Annotated in this window: 8 protein-coding genes; all 8 read right to left on the reverse strand. The window is 36.1% G+C overall.

What is annotated here, in order from left to right; all coding sequences use genetic code 11:
- Nucleotides 1-210 precede the first annotated feature (210 nt).
- On the reverse strand, nucleotides 211-2,778 hold the full coding sequence (locus PL77_RS19605; protein ID WP_044209184.1) for a glycoside hydrolase family 2 TIM barrel-domain containing protein: 2,568 nt from the start codon (nucleotides 2,776-2,778) through the stop codon (nucleotides 211-213).
- Between the two features lie 273 nt (nucleotides 2,779-3,051).
- A complete protein-coding gene (locus PL77_RS19610; RefSeq protein ID WP_044209187.1) occupies nucleotides 3,052-4,965 on the reverse strand; it encodes a hypothetical protein in 1,914 nt (637 codons plus the stop codon).
- Between the two features lie 368 nt (nucleotides 4,966-5,333).
- Nucleotides 5,334-7,238: a hypothetical protein gene (locus PL77_RS19615; RefSeq protein WP_044209190.1), complete on the reverse strand. Its 1,905-nt coding sequence runs from the start codon at nucleotides 7,236-7,238 to the stop codon at nucleotides 5,334-5,336.
- Nucleotides 7,239-7,387: 149 nt separating this feature from the next.
- The gene (locus PL77_RS19620; RefSeq protein WP_044209193.1) at nucleotides 7,388-9,658 is read right to left on the reverse strand and encodes a beta-galactosidase; all 2,271 of its coding nucleotides are present in this window, start codon (nucleotides 9,656-9,658) and stop codon (nucleotides 7,388-7,390) included.
- Between the two features lie 172 nt (nucleotides 9,659-9,830).
- Nucleotides 9,831-10,553, reverse strand: a complete 723-nt coding sequence (locus tag PL77_RS19625; RefSeq protein WP_172665906.1) for a T9SS type A sorting domain-containing protein — start codon at nucleotides 10,551-10,553, stop codon at nucleotides 9,831-9,833.
- A gap of 28 nt (nucleotides 10,554-10,581) precedes the next feature.
- Nucleotides 10,582-12,069 (reverse strand): hypothetical protein, encoded by a 1,488-nt coding sequence (locus PL77_RS19630; protein WP_156152445.1) that lies wholly within the window; start codon nucleotides 12,067-12,069, stop codon nucleotides 10,582-10,584.
- 653 nt (nucleotides 12,070-12,722) lie between these two features.
- Nucleotides 12,723-14,495, reverse strand: a complete 1,773-nt coding sequence (locus PL77_RS19635; RefSeq protein ID WP_044209198.1) for a right-handed parallel beta-helix repeat-containing protein — start codon at nucleotides 14,493-14,495, stop codon at nucleotides 12,723-12,725.
- 8 nt (nucleotides 14,496-14,503) lie between these two features.
- Nucleotides 14,504-16,837, reverse strand: coding sequence for a sugar-binding domain-containing protein (locus PL77_RS19640; RefSeq protein WP_044209200.1), 2,334 nt, complete (start codon nucleotides 16,835-16,837; stop codon nucleotides 14,504-14,506).
- Between the last annotated feature and the right edge of the window lie 7 nt (nucleotides 16,838-16,844).

Here is a 16,844-nt window from a genome sequence, read left to right on the forward strand (position 1 = left end):
AAACCATCATAGATCACCTACAAGGTAATGTTTCTTGTGTGCTTTTATCCTAGCATTTATTCATTAAAAAAATATTGATAGGACAATTTAGCGTTGTTTTTCTCTTATGATGTCACTTTAGGTAAAAGGAATGATGGTTTGCGTTCATTCCTTTTATTTGATCATAAAACCACACTTTTGGGACTAAAAATTCACCCGTATGTGATCTATTTATTGTTCTACAGTTGAATTTTGATTGATATTTATAATCACTTCATTCGATCCTAATTGTTTATTTTTAGCATAGGCAGTCACTTTTACTGTACTAGGATTTTCCGTGGATTGTAACATCATCAGACATTGTCCATTGACGGTTTCACGAGAATGGTGTTTATAATTGATAATCTTTCTAGTATCACCAGCATCTGTCCCTAAAAATCGATGAAGACCTTCTATTTCAAATGTAACTTCTTCTTCTAAATATTTCACAGCTTTTCCTTTTTTATCCACCAATTGTGCTACTAATTTAACAACATCGGTATTATTCGAAAGCATATTTGTCTTGTCTGCCGTAATTTGAATAGCAAATGGTTTGTCTACAGTTTGAAGTGATACTGAAGTCTTTTCTCCATTTCTTTTCCCTTTGGCTTCTAACTTTCCTTTTTTGAAATCCACTGCCCATTTGTAGGTGTAATCTTCCTGATCCTTTAAATACTGAACGCCAAGTGATTTTCCATTTTGGAATAATTCCACTTCATCACAATTGGCATACACTTCCACAATAGTCTTTTCTCCCTTCTCATAATTCCAATGTGAGTTGACTTCCTGCCATTCTCTTGGAGCCAATTCCCAGTATCCTTTTTTCTTTTCAACTACAGCTCCCTCTTCATTCACTTTGTAGATGGACTTTTGTGCTGACTGCGTGTACATGCTAATTACTGGAATATCCTCCCTCCATAATGCCTTAAACATATAAAAAGAAGCCCTTGGGAAACCTGCTGTATCTAACAAGCCATGTGGTGTAGCTTTTAAAGGCCATTCACGGTTTCTTCTCTCACCCAAATAATCAATACCTGTCCAAAGGAAAATACCGGCTATATAATCTCTTTCTACAGCTGCTTTCCACTCATACCATCTCGGAACGTTTTCTGTTCCCATCATCACTTTGTGAGGATAAGTCTCTTTAAAGTAGTCATATTTATGCGGTTTATAACTAAACCCAACGACATCTAACACATCTGTATATCCTGTTTCGAAACTAGAAGTAGGTAAAATACAGTTCGCAGTGACGTATCTTGTGGTGTCCAATGCTCTTGTCCAATCTGCTAACTTTTTGGCTGTGGTCCCAATGTTATAAGTCTGCTCTGGAAAAGCCTTCCAAAATGCTCTCACCTCTTCTGGAGTATGTGGCGGAATTTCTGTTCTCCAAAGCGTCCAATCAATTTTATCATCTTTATTGGTTTCTTTAAAAATTCCAGTTGCTCCTCTGTTTCCAGGATAGGTCCACTCTATTTCATTACCGATGCTCCATTGAAAAATACTGGGGTGATTTCTGCTGGATAACATCGTATTTTCAAGGTCTGTTTTCGCCCATTTCTGAAAATGTTCTGAATGCCCTCTTGTGATATAATCTACCTCTTTGTCATGCATATTATAACGCTTGTCTTTTGGTAAATCCCATTCATCATAAAACTCATTCTGCACCAATAAACCTAGCTCGTCACAAAGGTCTAAAAACTCATCAGATGCAGGGTTGTGTGAAGTTCTTATCGCATTACAACCACCTTCTTTCAATAAAGTCAACTTTTGTCTCCATACATCTTTGGGTACAGCCGTCCCCACCAATCCAGCATCATGATGCAAACAAACTCCTTTGATTTTCACGGGCTCATCATTAAGAAAAAAGCCTTTATCTTTATCAAAAAACAGTTTTCTAATGCCGAATGTAACGTTTTCAGTTTGTGCTAATGTTCCGTTGTTATAGAGTTTAATTTTCGCTTGATATAAATGAGGCTGATCTATGCCCCAAAGCTGAGGATTTTGAATCTCAAAAGTATGTTGATACGTTTCCTTTTCGTCTGCATTCAATTGGATTGCCTCTTCCGTTTGATACACTTCTGCTCCTTGCTGATCTACGATAGAGAATTGAATCTTGGAATTAACTCCCTCTTTCCTTGTATTCAAAAGGTCTACTTTCACATCTACCGTTGCACTTTTTTTAGTGACCTTAGGTGTCGTTACAAAAGTCCCCCAAACAGGAATCAACACATCTTCTGTTACAACTAAATGTACGTTTCTATAGATACCAGAACCTGTATACCAACGAGAATCTGCATAACGACTATGATCTACGCGTACCATTATTCGGTTGGGTGTTCCGTCCTGGTGAAGATAATCTGTCATGTCAAAATAAATAGGTGCATAACCATAAGGATGTGCTCCCATTTTCATTCCATTCACCCAAAATTCTGCGTTGTTATATACCCCATCAAAGACCACAAAACACTTCTGTTCTTTTTGAGTAGGAGTTTCGAAGGTCTTACTGTACCAACCAATTCCTCCTGAAGAAAAAGCTGTACAGCCTTCAAACTCGTTCGAAAAGTCTTTCTCAATAGTCCAATCATGAGGTAAGTTCAGCTTTCTCCAATGATCCGTAGAATAGTTGCTCAATGTAAATTGCGCTGAGTCTTCCAATTGGAATGACCAATCTGCATTAAAATTGATCTTGTTTTGTGCATACAACTGCACACTTTGGAAGAGTAATAATGCTAATAGTAGGTTTACTTTTAATACGCTCATCTCATACTTTATTTATAAATTAATTTTAGGTTGAAGTTGGTCATTGTAAGCAAATCAGGTGTTGTTTTCTGAAAAGAATTAGTTGCTGAAAGTCTCTTTTACAAAAAAGGATACAACATTGTCGTATCCTTTAAAAAATTTGTTTGTTAGCATCTATTGTGATCCGCTCATCATACATTTTAATTATTCTAGGCGGATCACACCTGTTGATTTACAAATTGAATACCAACAGATTACACACTCTATTCATCATACCTGTTACCTGTTTACCAATTATTTCTGTTTCGTATACTCTGGAAGAATATTGTACCCTTTCAGGGCTTCATTTTGATTATCTTCAAACATTGGAATTCCCTCATGCTTCTTCGCACTTTCCTCTAATTCCAGCCAAATACTGTAATTGAACTCTGTCAGAATCTCCTTAATTTGCTGTTTATATTTCTTATAATTTTTCTCTCGAATTTCTAAGTATTTATTAGACGATAATCCGTATTGGTACATTGCTGTAAGATTATCAGAGAAACGTTTGGTGGCGGCATATCTCCATTTAACTTCATCCTCTTTGGAAATCAAGAACCTATTTCTCATACTATTCATCTCATTTTCCAAGATGATATTTTGATTTGCTACTGCATAAAAATCATCTAAACTAGAAAATGAGTAAGTCAAGAAATCAGTATAGCTTTGCTTGCCTACTACCTCTTTTGGTGCGGTATATTCCAGTATTGTCTGCTTCTTTCTTTTCACTTTCACGTCCATTTTCCCCTTCTCTTTTAAAGCATAAAATGTATGAATTCCCTTGGGAGCAAAACCCATAGACCTATTATTGAAGTATACTTCTCCTCCCTCTTTTAATAGCGTCACTACCTCTACACTATCTAAATCTTTTAAATACTGCTGTTCCTTCTCCCTGAATTTAACTTTCACCCCTTTAGTGTGATTCAGCTCACCAGGAAGAAAGTTTTTAAACGATAGTAATACAACCTCATTTTCCAATTCTTTGTCGTTGTTCAGCCATTTGTTTTTATAATACTTCAATAGTATTCCTAACCCATATCCGTGATGTAACTCTGGTGCAAAGTGAGTTCCTCTATTGAAAAAGTTCCAAGAATAAACCGTCAACATATCAGCGTCTCTTTCAATGCCTTTTTCTAGTAAATCACGGAGCATTGAGGTCATCTTATAGTTATGTGCCCTGATGTAAGTTTCTCGATCAGCCATCTTTGATGTTTTCCCGTTCATGGTTGACAACTTTTTATCGGTATGAACATCATAACGCTTTGTGCCTTTCAACTCCGAAAAAACACATTGTATAAAAGGACGGTTTCTTTCTCTACAAACTTCCGCTAAACGATCTATACCGACCGTGTAATTTTGAGTGCTACTTGAAGTATAAATCGCAGGGAAATAATCCAAAATTTGATTGACAAGTTGAGGATCTGCCACATGATCTGCCTGATAGACAAATGCTACATCATCAACCAATCCTTTTCTTAAAGATTCATATACTTCCGCTACATTCTTGATGAGATTGGGATTTGCAATAAACGGTTCAACGTATTTTTTACCAAAACCTTCATCAATCACCTTTTGAGGGTATTTAAGGAAAACAACAACCTTGTTATTTCCTGTTCTTAACCACTTCTTGGAATAATTGGTCGCTTTAAACAATTCGTTTAATGTATTTTCTACCTTCATCAGAAGAAATGAAACAGGCATTTTTTTACTCCTTTTCATATCGACCACAATAGAAAACTTAAAGTCAATGTTTTTGTCTTCTGCGACCTTTACATATTCAGAAAATATTTTTTTAAAACGATTCAAATAGTAATCTCCTGCAGACGGTCTCAGTTCAAATTGAAAACCATCAATTCCCATCAACTTTGCAGACTTCATTTCAAATTCAAAAGCATCACTGTTTTCCATGGGGTTAGTCATTAAAGAAACTAAGGGAACAGTAGTCCGGTGATATTCTTTTGAATCGGAGTCACCAAATGTAGCTTCATATTTCATTGCTTTTAGGTAGGCATCACTTATACTGTAACTGTAATTTGGATGATTCAGTGCCATTACCAATTTCTCAGGAAAAAAAACATCCGCTGTTTCTTGTACAGAATTTTGTGCAAAAATTGGAGAATAAGCAATATTCAGCAAGATGAAGAATTGGAGTATAAAGTTGTATTTCATTTCAATCGTTGTAATAGTGTGACATAAGTAAACAGTAGTTCAGAAAACTTAGATCACAATATCTTGATTGGTGGTCATATGAATCAACCTGTTCCCATTAATGTGTACGGACAGCTACTTTTTATTGAAAGGTAGCTTCGTTTTAATCCTCTTATCTTCAACTTGAGTTCTTGTATAGTGAAAAATCGCACTTATATTTTCCCCTTTGCTAAAGGTGATTCCTATTCAGGTTTACCTTATGATAAGCGTAACGAGAGAAAAATATCGTGCACCATAAGAGAAATCAAAGACCGGTTATCATAGTACCTTTCTGTAGTTTTGACTATGGTGCACGAAACACACATTTACACTTTTAAACCTCTAATTCATTATTTCTGTTTTGTATATTCTGGCAGAATATTATAACCTTTCAAGGCTTCATTTAAATTATCTTCAACTATTGGAATCCCTTCATTGTTCATTGCACTTTCTTCCAATTCCAGCCAAATACCATAATTAAATTCCGGTAAAATTTCCTTGATTTGCTGTTTGTACTTCTTGTAGTTCTTCTCTTGCATATCAAGGCATTTTGACGAAGATGATCCATAGTCATACATCGCTTGAAGATTATCTAAAAAACGTTTTGACGCTGCTAATCTCCATTTAATTTCGTCATCTTTAGAAATCAAGAATCTATTTCTCATTCTATGCATTTCATTATCCAAAATAATATTTTGATTTAGCTGAGCATATGATCTGTCTAAATTGCTGAAAGTATACGTGATGAAATCGGTTTTATCTTGTTTGCCTATTATCTGTTTAGGTACCGTATAATCTACCACCGTATTTTTTTCTCTTTTGACCTTCACCTGCATTTTACCTTTCTCCTTTTCTACATAAAAAGTATGGATCCCTTTTGGTGCAAAGCCTAAGTACTTTTCATTAAAATAGACATCTCCTCCTTCTTTCAAAACCGTCACTACTTCTACACTGTCTAAATCTTGCAACTGATACTTTTCTTTATTTCTAAATCTGATTTGAACCCCATTGTTTTGATTCAACTCTCCGGGTAAATAATTTTTAAAAGAAGTAAAAACCATGTCTTCATGAGATTCAAAATTACCGTCCAACCATTTGTTTTTATAGTATTTTAAAATCAACCCTAATCCATAACCATGGTGTAATTCTGGAGCAAAGTGTGAACCATTATCATAATAGTTCCATGAAGACACAAACATCATATTTGCATCTCTCTTTAAGCCTTTCTCCAATAACTTACGTAAGTCTGAAGTCATCTTGTAATTATGTGCTTTTACAAAGGTCTCTTTGTCGGATATGTTCGTATTTTGTATGATTCGGTTCGTCTTTACACTATGACGGTTGGCGCCTTGAAGATCTGAATAAACACTTTGTATAAAAGGACGATTTCTTTTCTTACACACTTCCGCCAAACGGTCCATACCTACCTCATAGCTCTGAATACCTCTTAAGGTGTAAATAGCTGGGAAGTGATCCAAAACCTGATGCATGAAACGGTTGTTACCAATAAAATCTCCCTGATATACAAAAGCAACATCATCATGCAGTCCTTTCTTAAGGGAGGTATACACATCCGCTACTTTCTTCATTAAACTTGGATCTTCAAGAAATTGCTTCGTGTACTTTTTTTCCAACCCTTCATCAATTACTTTCTGTGTGAACTTAGTGAAGACTATTACTTTATTATTTCCAGTTCTCAACCATTTCTTTGAGTAATTGGTCGACTTGAACAACTCGTTCAATGTATTCTCTACTTTCATTAAAAGATATGAAACCGGTATGTTTTGAGTACGGTCCATCTCGACAGCAATAGAGAATTTGAAATCAATATTTTTATCCTCTGCTACTTTTACATAAGCAGAAAAAATCTTCTTGAATTGTTTGATATAATAGTCTGTTCCCAATGGTCTGAATTCAAACTTAAATCCATCAATGCCCATCAGTTTGGCAGACCTCATTTCGTATTCATACGAATCGCTATTCTCCATGGGGTTCCCCATCATTGAAACTTGCGGAACAGTTGTTCTATAATACTTTTTTACTTCGGTTTCTCCCAAGGTGGATTCGTATTTCATCCCTTTCAAATAAGCATCATTGATACTGAAATTATAGTAGGGGTGATTCAGCGCCAAGACTACTTTTTCAGGAAAAAATACGTCAGCCGTTTCTTGAACTGGATCTGAAACTTGAGCAAAAGCAGTACTGCAAAGGGTGCAGAAATAAAGTAATAAGTGTAGTATAGATTGATATTTCATTTCAATAAAGTATTAAAAAAATTGTGACTCTAAGTACGTGTTCCATTCACAATATCATCGATAACAGTATTAAAAATCAAGATTCATCAACAAATAGACACTTATAAAAACATTATTTGGACGCAAAGAAAACATTTGCAATACTACCTTTATAAATCTCCTTTTTGATCAGCACTTACTTTTAGTAAATACACCTGAAGTGGTTGCATCTTGAAAGTTGGTTGGAGTGTTTCTGACGTAATCACATCTGTTATTTTGATACTTTCTTCCCCCTTTGGTAGATCAATTTTCAATGTTGATTCTGACTTTCCAACGTTGACAATAGATACCCACTTGTCTTTTTTCTCATCTTCAAAATAACGCCATACGCAACCTTTATGACTCGTTGCATTTTCTTCTGAAATCTTTAGTGAAGTTGGAGCTACTAGATCTAAAGTTTTGGCTTGAATTTCATCTGAATTTTGAGCAATAATTAATATTCCTTTTCCGGCTTTCAAAGCAGTTAAGGACTGACCGTATTCATCTTTCAGAACACTCTTTTTATCCATCACAATTTTTCCACCTTTATCTAAATACGATTGCAAGGCATCTCTTTCGCCAACGGTCATAAATGGCGTTTCTTCAATCACCACTACATCCCAATCTTGATGAGGTTGTGTATTCAAAATTCCTTCGGTTACAAAACCAACTGCTCTTCCTTCAAACAAGAAACGCTCATAGGCATGATACTCTTTGTCCATATGATTGTCGATATTGATAGCTGATGTTTCGGAGTGAAATACACGGATCGGTTTTCTTAATTTCTGTATCTTAGTCAACAACTCAGCATTGGCATTCATATCCATATACGTCAGTGTAATTTCATTCAATACGCGTGGCATTTGTGTCAAAGAAGCGGCATAGCCTTTTGAATTTTTTCTTAATGAACCGTCTTCTCCTCTTGGCCAAAACCATGTTTGAATCACATCTAAACCTAACATTGTTGCCAACCAATACGTTGCTCTTGCGTACTCCGGTTTCATTTTTAATTCTCTAAAACGGATCGTTGAGATAAAGTGGCCTTCTGAATTAAAGACTAACTTTTCTGGACTCACTGATTTCATAAAATCATATCCCATACACATCTGCCTCCAATCAAAGTAATATTTCGAAGCCCATTCTGGCTCTTTCTTTTGCCACATATCTGAATACACTGCTCCTGCATCATTACCAATCACGGTAGATAAAGCTGTCAAAGCCTCTAAATCGATACCATGATCTCTTGTGTTTTCTGAAAAGAGATGAGGCATAATTTTGATATGTGTATTTCCTTCAGGGTCGTATTTATGAATTTCATCGGATAAAAACTGAAACCATTCCACTCCTCTCAATTGATTAAAACGCATCCAATCGTACCAAACAGCAGTTCCTTGTAATTCACCTGCCATCGGGATTGTCACCTTCACACTCTCAAAGTCAGCATAATCTGTTTCCCAAACTTGATTTAATGTCGATATGTTCTGATGCTTTTCTTTTAGGTAATTTCTAAACTTTTGAAGTGTAAAATCGGAAACCGTACCCGTATCCCATGATTTCGCTTTGGTGTGCCAATGGGGTTCATTCGCAAGCATATAACCCAAACTACTATACTTCTTTCCTTTGGTATGAGGTATCACTTCTTTAAAAAGTAAACTCACTAATTCTTTGGAAGCAGGATGATCGATATCGTAATCAAAATATCTTCTTTTCCCTACTGATGCTTCTGGGTATTTTTCTGTAAACCACTCTGGCGGACTTAAGTGATTGATAAATGCCGTACCAATTCTACCGCTTGGTTTATTGATTAAATCTTTCTTGAAACGTTGTTTTAAAGTTCCCTTTTCATCTTCCAAAAAACGTGTAGATAAGAAAATACCATCTAAGTTGCCATGGTACTCTGTAAGGTAATCCGTCTTCGGTTTCCATGAATAATCCGCTAAGAAAACAGGCTGACCATTGTACATCACATCATCACCGACAATTTTCGTTTTGCTCCAATCAATAATCGGCACCTCTTGTTTACTGATTTTGCCTTTTAATGCTAACGATAATCTTTCTTTTCCTTCTTCCAACATCAGTAAGATTTCATTTCTTTCGAAAGTCGGCAATTCCTCCGCTGTCTTACGTGCCTCTTCCTTATACTTCTTTACTTTCTTAAATAAGGCTTCGTTTCTGTCAATGTTCTTTTCGTCCCAATCAGCAAATTGACCGCATATTTCAGCCGTTCTGATTGTACTTTTCTCTTTTGTCACATCAATCCCTTTCTTCTCCGCTTTTTTAATCAGCGTTTGAAGGGCTTTTTGTTTGGTGGCTATCGCTTCTTTTAAATCTTGTGCTTGTGCAGAAAATGTGATACACAATAATAGAAGGATAAAAAATGGATAGTTTGTTTGTCGTTTCATATTCGTAAGTATTATTAGTGGCTCGCACACCACGACTAAAGTCATGGGCTAGTGATACTGACTCCAACAACACTAAAGTGATGTTTCCGTTTTTAACCTTCAAGACTTCAGTCTTGATTAGGTTACTCTATCACCTGCCCATAGTTTTAACTATGGTGTACGAACCACCTGTTTATTTCTTCAAAACTCTAAAAGTCTCTTCCCCCTCAACCGTTACATAATAGGTTCCTTTTTGAAGTGATTCCATTTCCAAAACAGTATTATAATCGTGGCTTCTCAACGAAAGTACTTTTTTCGCATTACTATCGAAAACTGTAATGTCGTATTCTTTTTGAGTGCCATTGATATGCAACTGACCTACCGTTGGATTAGGGAAAACTTCAAATAGAGGTTTCACTTCTTTAGTTTGCATCAATAATTTAATTGGAAATTGATGCCCTTCGTACATTTCAAAATCATAACCCAAAGAAGGAAAGGTTTGACCGAATTGAGACGGCATGTAATACACCTTCGCAAAAGGGTCTGAAACATCCGCCTTAAGGTGTTTTCCTTCCGACTTGTAATTGGTCATAATCCAATATTTTCCTTTTTCCAATTCGATATCTTGAATGGACAATTGGAAGTTTTTCTCTGAGAGTTGTACTACCTCTGAAGTAAATAACAACTCCCCTGGACCATCATTATCATCAGCATAAATTCCAAATTGGACTTCTACTTCGGTTCCATTGTTTTCTAATTGAATACCATTGACTGTCCCATCATTTTCTAAGAGATAAGGAACTCCTACTACATAATCAGAAGATGATAAAATATCGGTATCGAAGGCGGTTGTTTTATTTTGAGCGAATAAAAATGTTGTATTCAACAAAAGCGAAATCAAAAATAGCTTTTTCATGTTTTCTTTGTTTAAAAGGTTTAAGAGATTATTCATAGATATAGTCGTCGTCTGAAGCGCCGGTGGTAATGACTCTGGCTTCATTTCTATACACTACTTTATCTCCCGAAAAAGCTCCTCCTTGTACTGTAATCGCTGATTCGTTCGGAATATTTACATTGTATCGGCCCGTGATATTTCCAACTGTATTTTGAGAGAATTTAGCCGTAAACATGATCGGTGCGATAGGATGCGTTTTATAACGCTGTCCGCCGGCATCTTTGATAATCAATGAATACACTCCCGGTTTTGGCGATCTGCTGTTTCTCACCGTCACCAATTTTTGACGGGCCAATTCAGTCATAAATCTCAACCCTTCAATTCCTGTATCTGCCGGATAATTGGAAGCGACAAGGTTGTTTGTGCCATTAGAAACTCTATTGGTGATGGTCTGCTTAAAAGTGATATTCTCAAATGTGGCATTTGTAAATTTCCCTCTTCTTGATTGTGGCAATAAACTCGCTGACGCAATGTAAAGGGTCGATAAACTATTTTCTGCATACAGATCCGTAGCGTAAATGTTATTACAAATCTTAGAGTGAGGTTTGATGAACAAAGCGCAAAAACCTAATTTATTCGATACATTTTTGATGTAAATATCATCAATTGAACCCATTTTTTGATTTGGGGTTAAATTCAAATCATCATTGGCTTTTCCACTTCCCGGCTCCAGTCTTACCGTGATTCCTTGCTCCCCTTCCAAATTCTCCATGTAAATACGCTTTCCACTGAAAGGCTGTACCAAGGCATATCCTGTTCCAATTCCCGTTGCTTTTGCATTTTTCACCACGCCTTGCATAGGAATTCTATTGAATGTCGATAAATCATAATTCAATCGACCACTGGAGTCTCTTCCTAAGAATTTACTATCGGCCACCAAAAACACGGAAGGGTTTAAAGTGTAATTATCCGTGATGATAAATCTCGAAATCGCAAAATTCTTAACATAGGCTACCTTAAATGGTGTAGCTGTTTCGAGCGGTGCAAAATTGCTTAAATCAATCTCAAACCAAGTCGATGCACTTTCTGAAGCACCAATAATTTCAACATTGGAAATCACGGCTTGATTAGTACTAGAATTTCTACCTAAATTAAATAAGGTATTGTTCCCTCCACTTCTATCAATGATAAATTTCACATTGTTGCCAACCTCAATTCTGATATTGGATTTAAGGTTGATCTGCCCCAAAGTATACGTCCCTGGGTTGAACTTGATAACACCTCCACCAAGGCCAGAAAGCCGATCAATTTCACTATTGATTTGTGAAGCTGTCGCAATACCATCTCTATACACAACAGTCTCATTGACCGTCACTTTATCAATAAAGAAGGTGAGGTTTTTAGTACCTACAGTTGCTCGTGTTGTACCCACTGTTCGTTGAGCATAGGTGGAAAAGTGCAGACACAACGAAGTCATGCCTATTAAAAGTAACTTGCCAATCCAGTTACTCTTAATGTGATTGTAAGAATAATTCATTGTTCATTTCATTTACAGAGTATCTTATTTAATACTCTAATTTTCATTTCAATATTATAGCTAGCTGTTGATCTCAATACTTAGTTTGCAAACTGCTTGAATTGATTTCTGGCTCTAATGTAGATTGAAATAACAAAATGAACGTTGTTTTCCGTTAGAATGATGTTTCTATTGCAATGAAAATGAATGTACAATCAGGCACATTAAAATGATGGTAGGTTACGTGGGAATAACGTTAATGGTTTGTGCACCATGATTAAAATCATGGGCAGGTGATACTGACTCCAACAACACTAAAGTGATGTTTCCGTTTTTAAACCTTCAAGACTTCAGTCTTGGAAAGGTTTGTTTATCACCTGCCCATAGTTTTAACTATGGTGCATGAACCACTTGAATTAAGTACTATGAAAGTAGATATGCAATGCTTCGTAGACCCATAATTGAAATTATGGGCTTTTGGGAAGATATCTCATTTATCAACTTTTGATTAATATATTTTGACTTCTCTGTATTTTGAAAGATAAAAGAACTCAAATACATTGAAAAAACATAAAGTTTATAATAGAAGTTGAAAAGAAGGATAGCCTCCCAAAAGCCCATGACTTCTAGTCATGGTGCACGAAATTTAGCCAACCCCTTCTTCCATCAAAAAATCACATATCTCTCAACTGACCATCTTCTTTAATGATCACTTCCTCAAAACCTTTGATTTTGTTTTTACCAATTTCCACATTCTTACAGTGGTTGAATTCAAAAATTGGACGATCAGGGTGGATCTCTTCTAATTCATTATTTTTGATGATTTCGTTTCCTTTTATCAATAAACCATCCACATTATACGCCCATACAATTCTGCTATCAAAAGTGTTGATTTTGTTATTGATAAAGCGGATGTTTCTATCATAAATTGCTTTCTTATCGGTTGCTTTTCCTAATCTTGGTGTGATATAAAGCACCGCATGTTCCATTCCACTTGTGGCACAATTATAAAAAGTGTTGTTCTGAATCAATACATCTTCTACCTGCCCCGATTCAAACCAATGGAATGATTCTCCTCTAAAGAAAACGGCCGACATACTTGATGAAAAGTAGTTCTCTTCAATCACAATTTTCTCTGGCGTTTTCAGTACAATATTTCTCGCTCTATGATTTTGCATGGTACATCCTCTCATTGTAAACTCCGGATTCCATGTTTTATTTTCCATCAAATCACCACTTTTCAGTGCCGATGGAAGATCATTTTCAAACGTCAACTGAGTGTATTCCTCATTGAGTTCTTTATAAGAAGCTACTTTTAAAACTTTCGCTTGACGGTCTGGACTTGGTTGGTGAATCCACCAAATTTCATCTCCTTTTCCAGCAAACTGAAAACCGTATTGTTGGTAGTGTTCCAACTTCACAATCACACTTCTTTTATCTACTACTTTATCAATAGAAACATATGTTCCATGCACGTTAGTGGCATCATCCAGCATATTTTCAAAACGACAATTTTCCACCAAAACTTTTCCTTTTACATTACAAAAGTGTGTGGCATCAGCAGTAGATGAAATCAATCGATCGCTGTCTTTACTTGTGTATACACCACTGTTTTTGATAATTACATTTTCACTTCTCTCTGCCAAAAAGCCCATTCCTAGAGCATGATGAACAATTACATTATCAAAAGAAATATCTTTAGAAGAGATCATTTGAAAAGCGGGTGCATATCGGTTATCGCCATGCGGTCCTTTAAAATTGATCTTACTGTTTAATGTAGGAAACTGTCTCATTGGACCATGGAAACGGTACTTATTGCCCTCTAAGCGTTCTACTTTTTCAGGTCGTCCATTTAAATCCAATGCTCCGTGTGCCACTGCTTTTGTTTTCGGATCAAAAGTCAATGTGTTTCCTAAACTAGAGTAAGTGAAATGCTTGATATTAGGAAACTGTAATTGTCCTTTTCTAAGTTGGAATGAATATCCCTCTGTATCCATTACTACATCCATCCACTCTTCTTTTTCATTGACGGCTACGACCTTTCCCTGTATTGTAAAAGGTACTTTCCAGTCAATTTTGATGTTTTTGATGCTTACATTCTGACAATTTTCAATCAAGAAAGGAAACATCTGACCATTAAAAATCAGCTCCGTATTTTTGCCTTCAATGGTTACTTTTTCAAAGTTTTCAAAAGGGAAAGCAATACGTTTGATTCCGTTTTTATGGTTGGTGATAGGACAGTATTTTTCGTAGGCGAAATCAGGTTGGAAATAATATTTCCCTTCCTCAAAAACCAATTTAATTTCTTTGTCATTTGCGTTTTCAATCGCTTCACGTATTATGGGAGTCATATCCCTGTCCCCTTGACGAGGAATAGGAATAATTTTCTCCGCATAAGATGGTACCACGAATACCAAAATTAGAAATTGAATTATGAATAATTTCATGTCGTTTGTTAGTTTAGTTTACGTTGAAGGCTTCCTTTTAATTGTTCCGATTTAGAAACTGCTTTGATACTGATGTCTTTTTTCAAGCTATTGATTTTGATCAAAGCTGTTGCGATACCGGCATCCGTTGTGAGCGTTTCTGTATTCATTAATTGAATATCCCCTTCTAGTGACACATTAATTTCTTCTTGGTGATCGTGTACCAAAGTACCGTTTTCATCCACCACTTTGATATAGGCAAAAACCACATCTTGGGAAGCTAAAGGCACTGCTCTATCTGCCAATACAATTGATAAATGATGTGCTTTTTCAGGTGTTTTCACCCAATCTTCTCTTACTTTTTTTCCTTTGATATACCCTTCCGCTCTTAGCGTTCCTTTCTTAAATTCTTCCAAGGCAAAAGTAAATGGAGGATGTGAAAGATTTGTTGATTTTTGGTCTTGATCTGGCTTTTGCTCACCAATCAATTGATCATTAAGATACAGTTTTACTTGCTCACAATTAGAATATACTTTCAGGGATAAAGGGGAGTTTTCATCCCAATAAGAAGCAATTTTTACCATGGCATCTTCTTTTTTAGAAGCGTCTTTTTGAGATTGATAAAAATAATAAGCGAATTTCTCAATCCTAAAAATGTCTGCGATCCCAGAAAATTCGATGTCCTTATGGTAGCCTCTATTGTAATCAAACATCACCCAATACCCGTCTCCAAAAGCAGTCGTTTGTAAGTTGTCGTTTAATGCTTCTTGAACATTGTAAGCCTGTTGTAATAATCGTTTTTCACCGTAGGCTCTCGCTTGTCGGCTTGACGTTTCATATCGTGTTTGTTTGTCTAATTGATGTTGATTTAGACCTGCATTTTTTGAGTAATATTCCCAATCACCATACTCAGAAACAAAGTAAGGTCCCTTCCAGTGCTCCTGATCGTCAGGATGTAAAATACGGTGTTGGCGTGCTTGGAAGAACACATCATACCCCTCGTTCATCCAACCTGCTGAGTATGATGTTCCAATTGGATATTCTTCCTTTACAATCGCACTTAATTTCTTTCTAAATTCCAACGGCATTTTTGTCTCATTCAAAGAAACTTCCCAAAGCAATACATTCGCATGGTTTCTATCTCTCCTGATTAAATCTCTTGCCGTTTGGAAAATCTGATTTCTAAAACCATCCGTTGGTTTGTAATATTGCCATCCTAAAATGGCATCAATTGTCAATAAACCCAATGAATCACAAGCATTCATAAATGCTGTTGAATGTGGGTAATGCGACAAACGAATGACATCAAAACCGGCTTCTTTGATCAATTTTGCGTCACGGATTTCTGCTTGTTCAGACAATGCATAACCCACAAAAGGATACTCTTGATGCCTGTTTGTTCCTCTCAAATATCTTTTCTGTCCATTGATATACAATTCAGTCCCTACAAACTCCACTTTCTTAATACCAATTGTCGTTCGCTGTTGATCCACCACTTTACCATCAACGGTCACTTCCGTCATCAATTGATATAAATTAGGTGAGTGCGTATCCCAAAGTTTTGGTTTCTTTACACTCAAATCTTGTGTAACTGTTTTTGTATTATTAGATGAAAGTTCAAAAGCTGAGCCTTGGAATTTCATCACTTTTTTATTTTTAAAGTAAAGCGTTTGCGACACTTTTACTTCCTGTACTTTGGAAGTCGTATTCTTTACTTCTGTCTTAATTTTTAATGACGCCTTATTCGCATTTACTTCAGGATAATTGACGAAAATACCACCTCCAGCTACTTTCTCTTCCAACAGTGGAAACGTAATATGCACTGGATTTTTCTCGATCAACCACACATTTCTGTAAAGACCACCATAGGTATTGAAGTCTAATATTTTTAAGGGTTTCGGCCCCGTAATCTCACTATCTGTATTATCCAACTTCACCACAATCACATTTTCCTTTTGAGGAGCAACGTAATCTGTCATATCAACGACAAACGGCAAATAACCACCAAAATGTTTCTTGACATATTGCCCATTGACCCACACTTCAGCAATGTTCATCGCCCCTTCAAACTCCACAAAAATTCTTTTCTCTGCAGGGTTCGACTGCACTTTAAATTTCTTTCTATACCATGAAATTCCCTGCCATTGATCATTCACTACCAAAGGCTCTAATCGTGTAGTATGTGGTAAGGTGACTTCCTCCCACTGACTATCATCAAAATCTATTTTATGAAGTTTATCTACATTAAGTGGGGCCTCCTCTCTTACAAATTTCCAAGAACTATTAAAGTTCACTCTATCACTTCCAAGGGCTTGAAATGACAGTATAAGTAGTACAATATTTAATCCTATCAGCTTCAACATTTTTATC

The organism is Flammeovirga sp. OC4 (assembly GCF_000812565.1).
Classification (GTDB): Bacteria; Bacteroidota; Bacteroidia; order Cytophagales; family Flammeovirgaceae; genus Flammeovirga.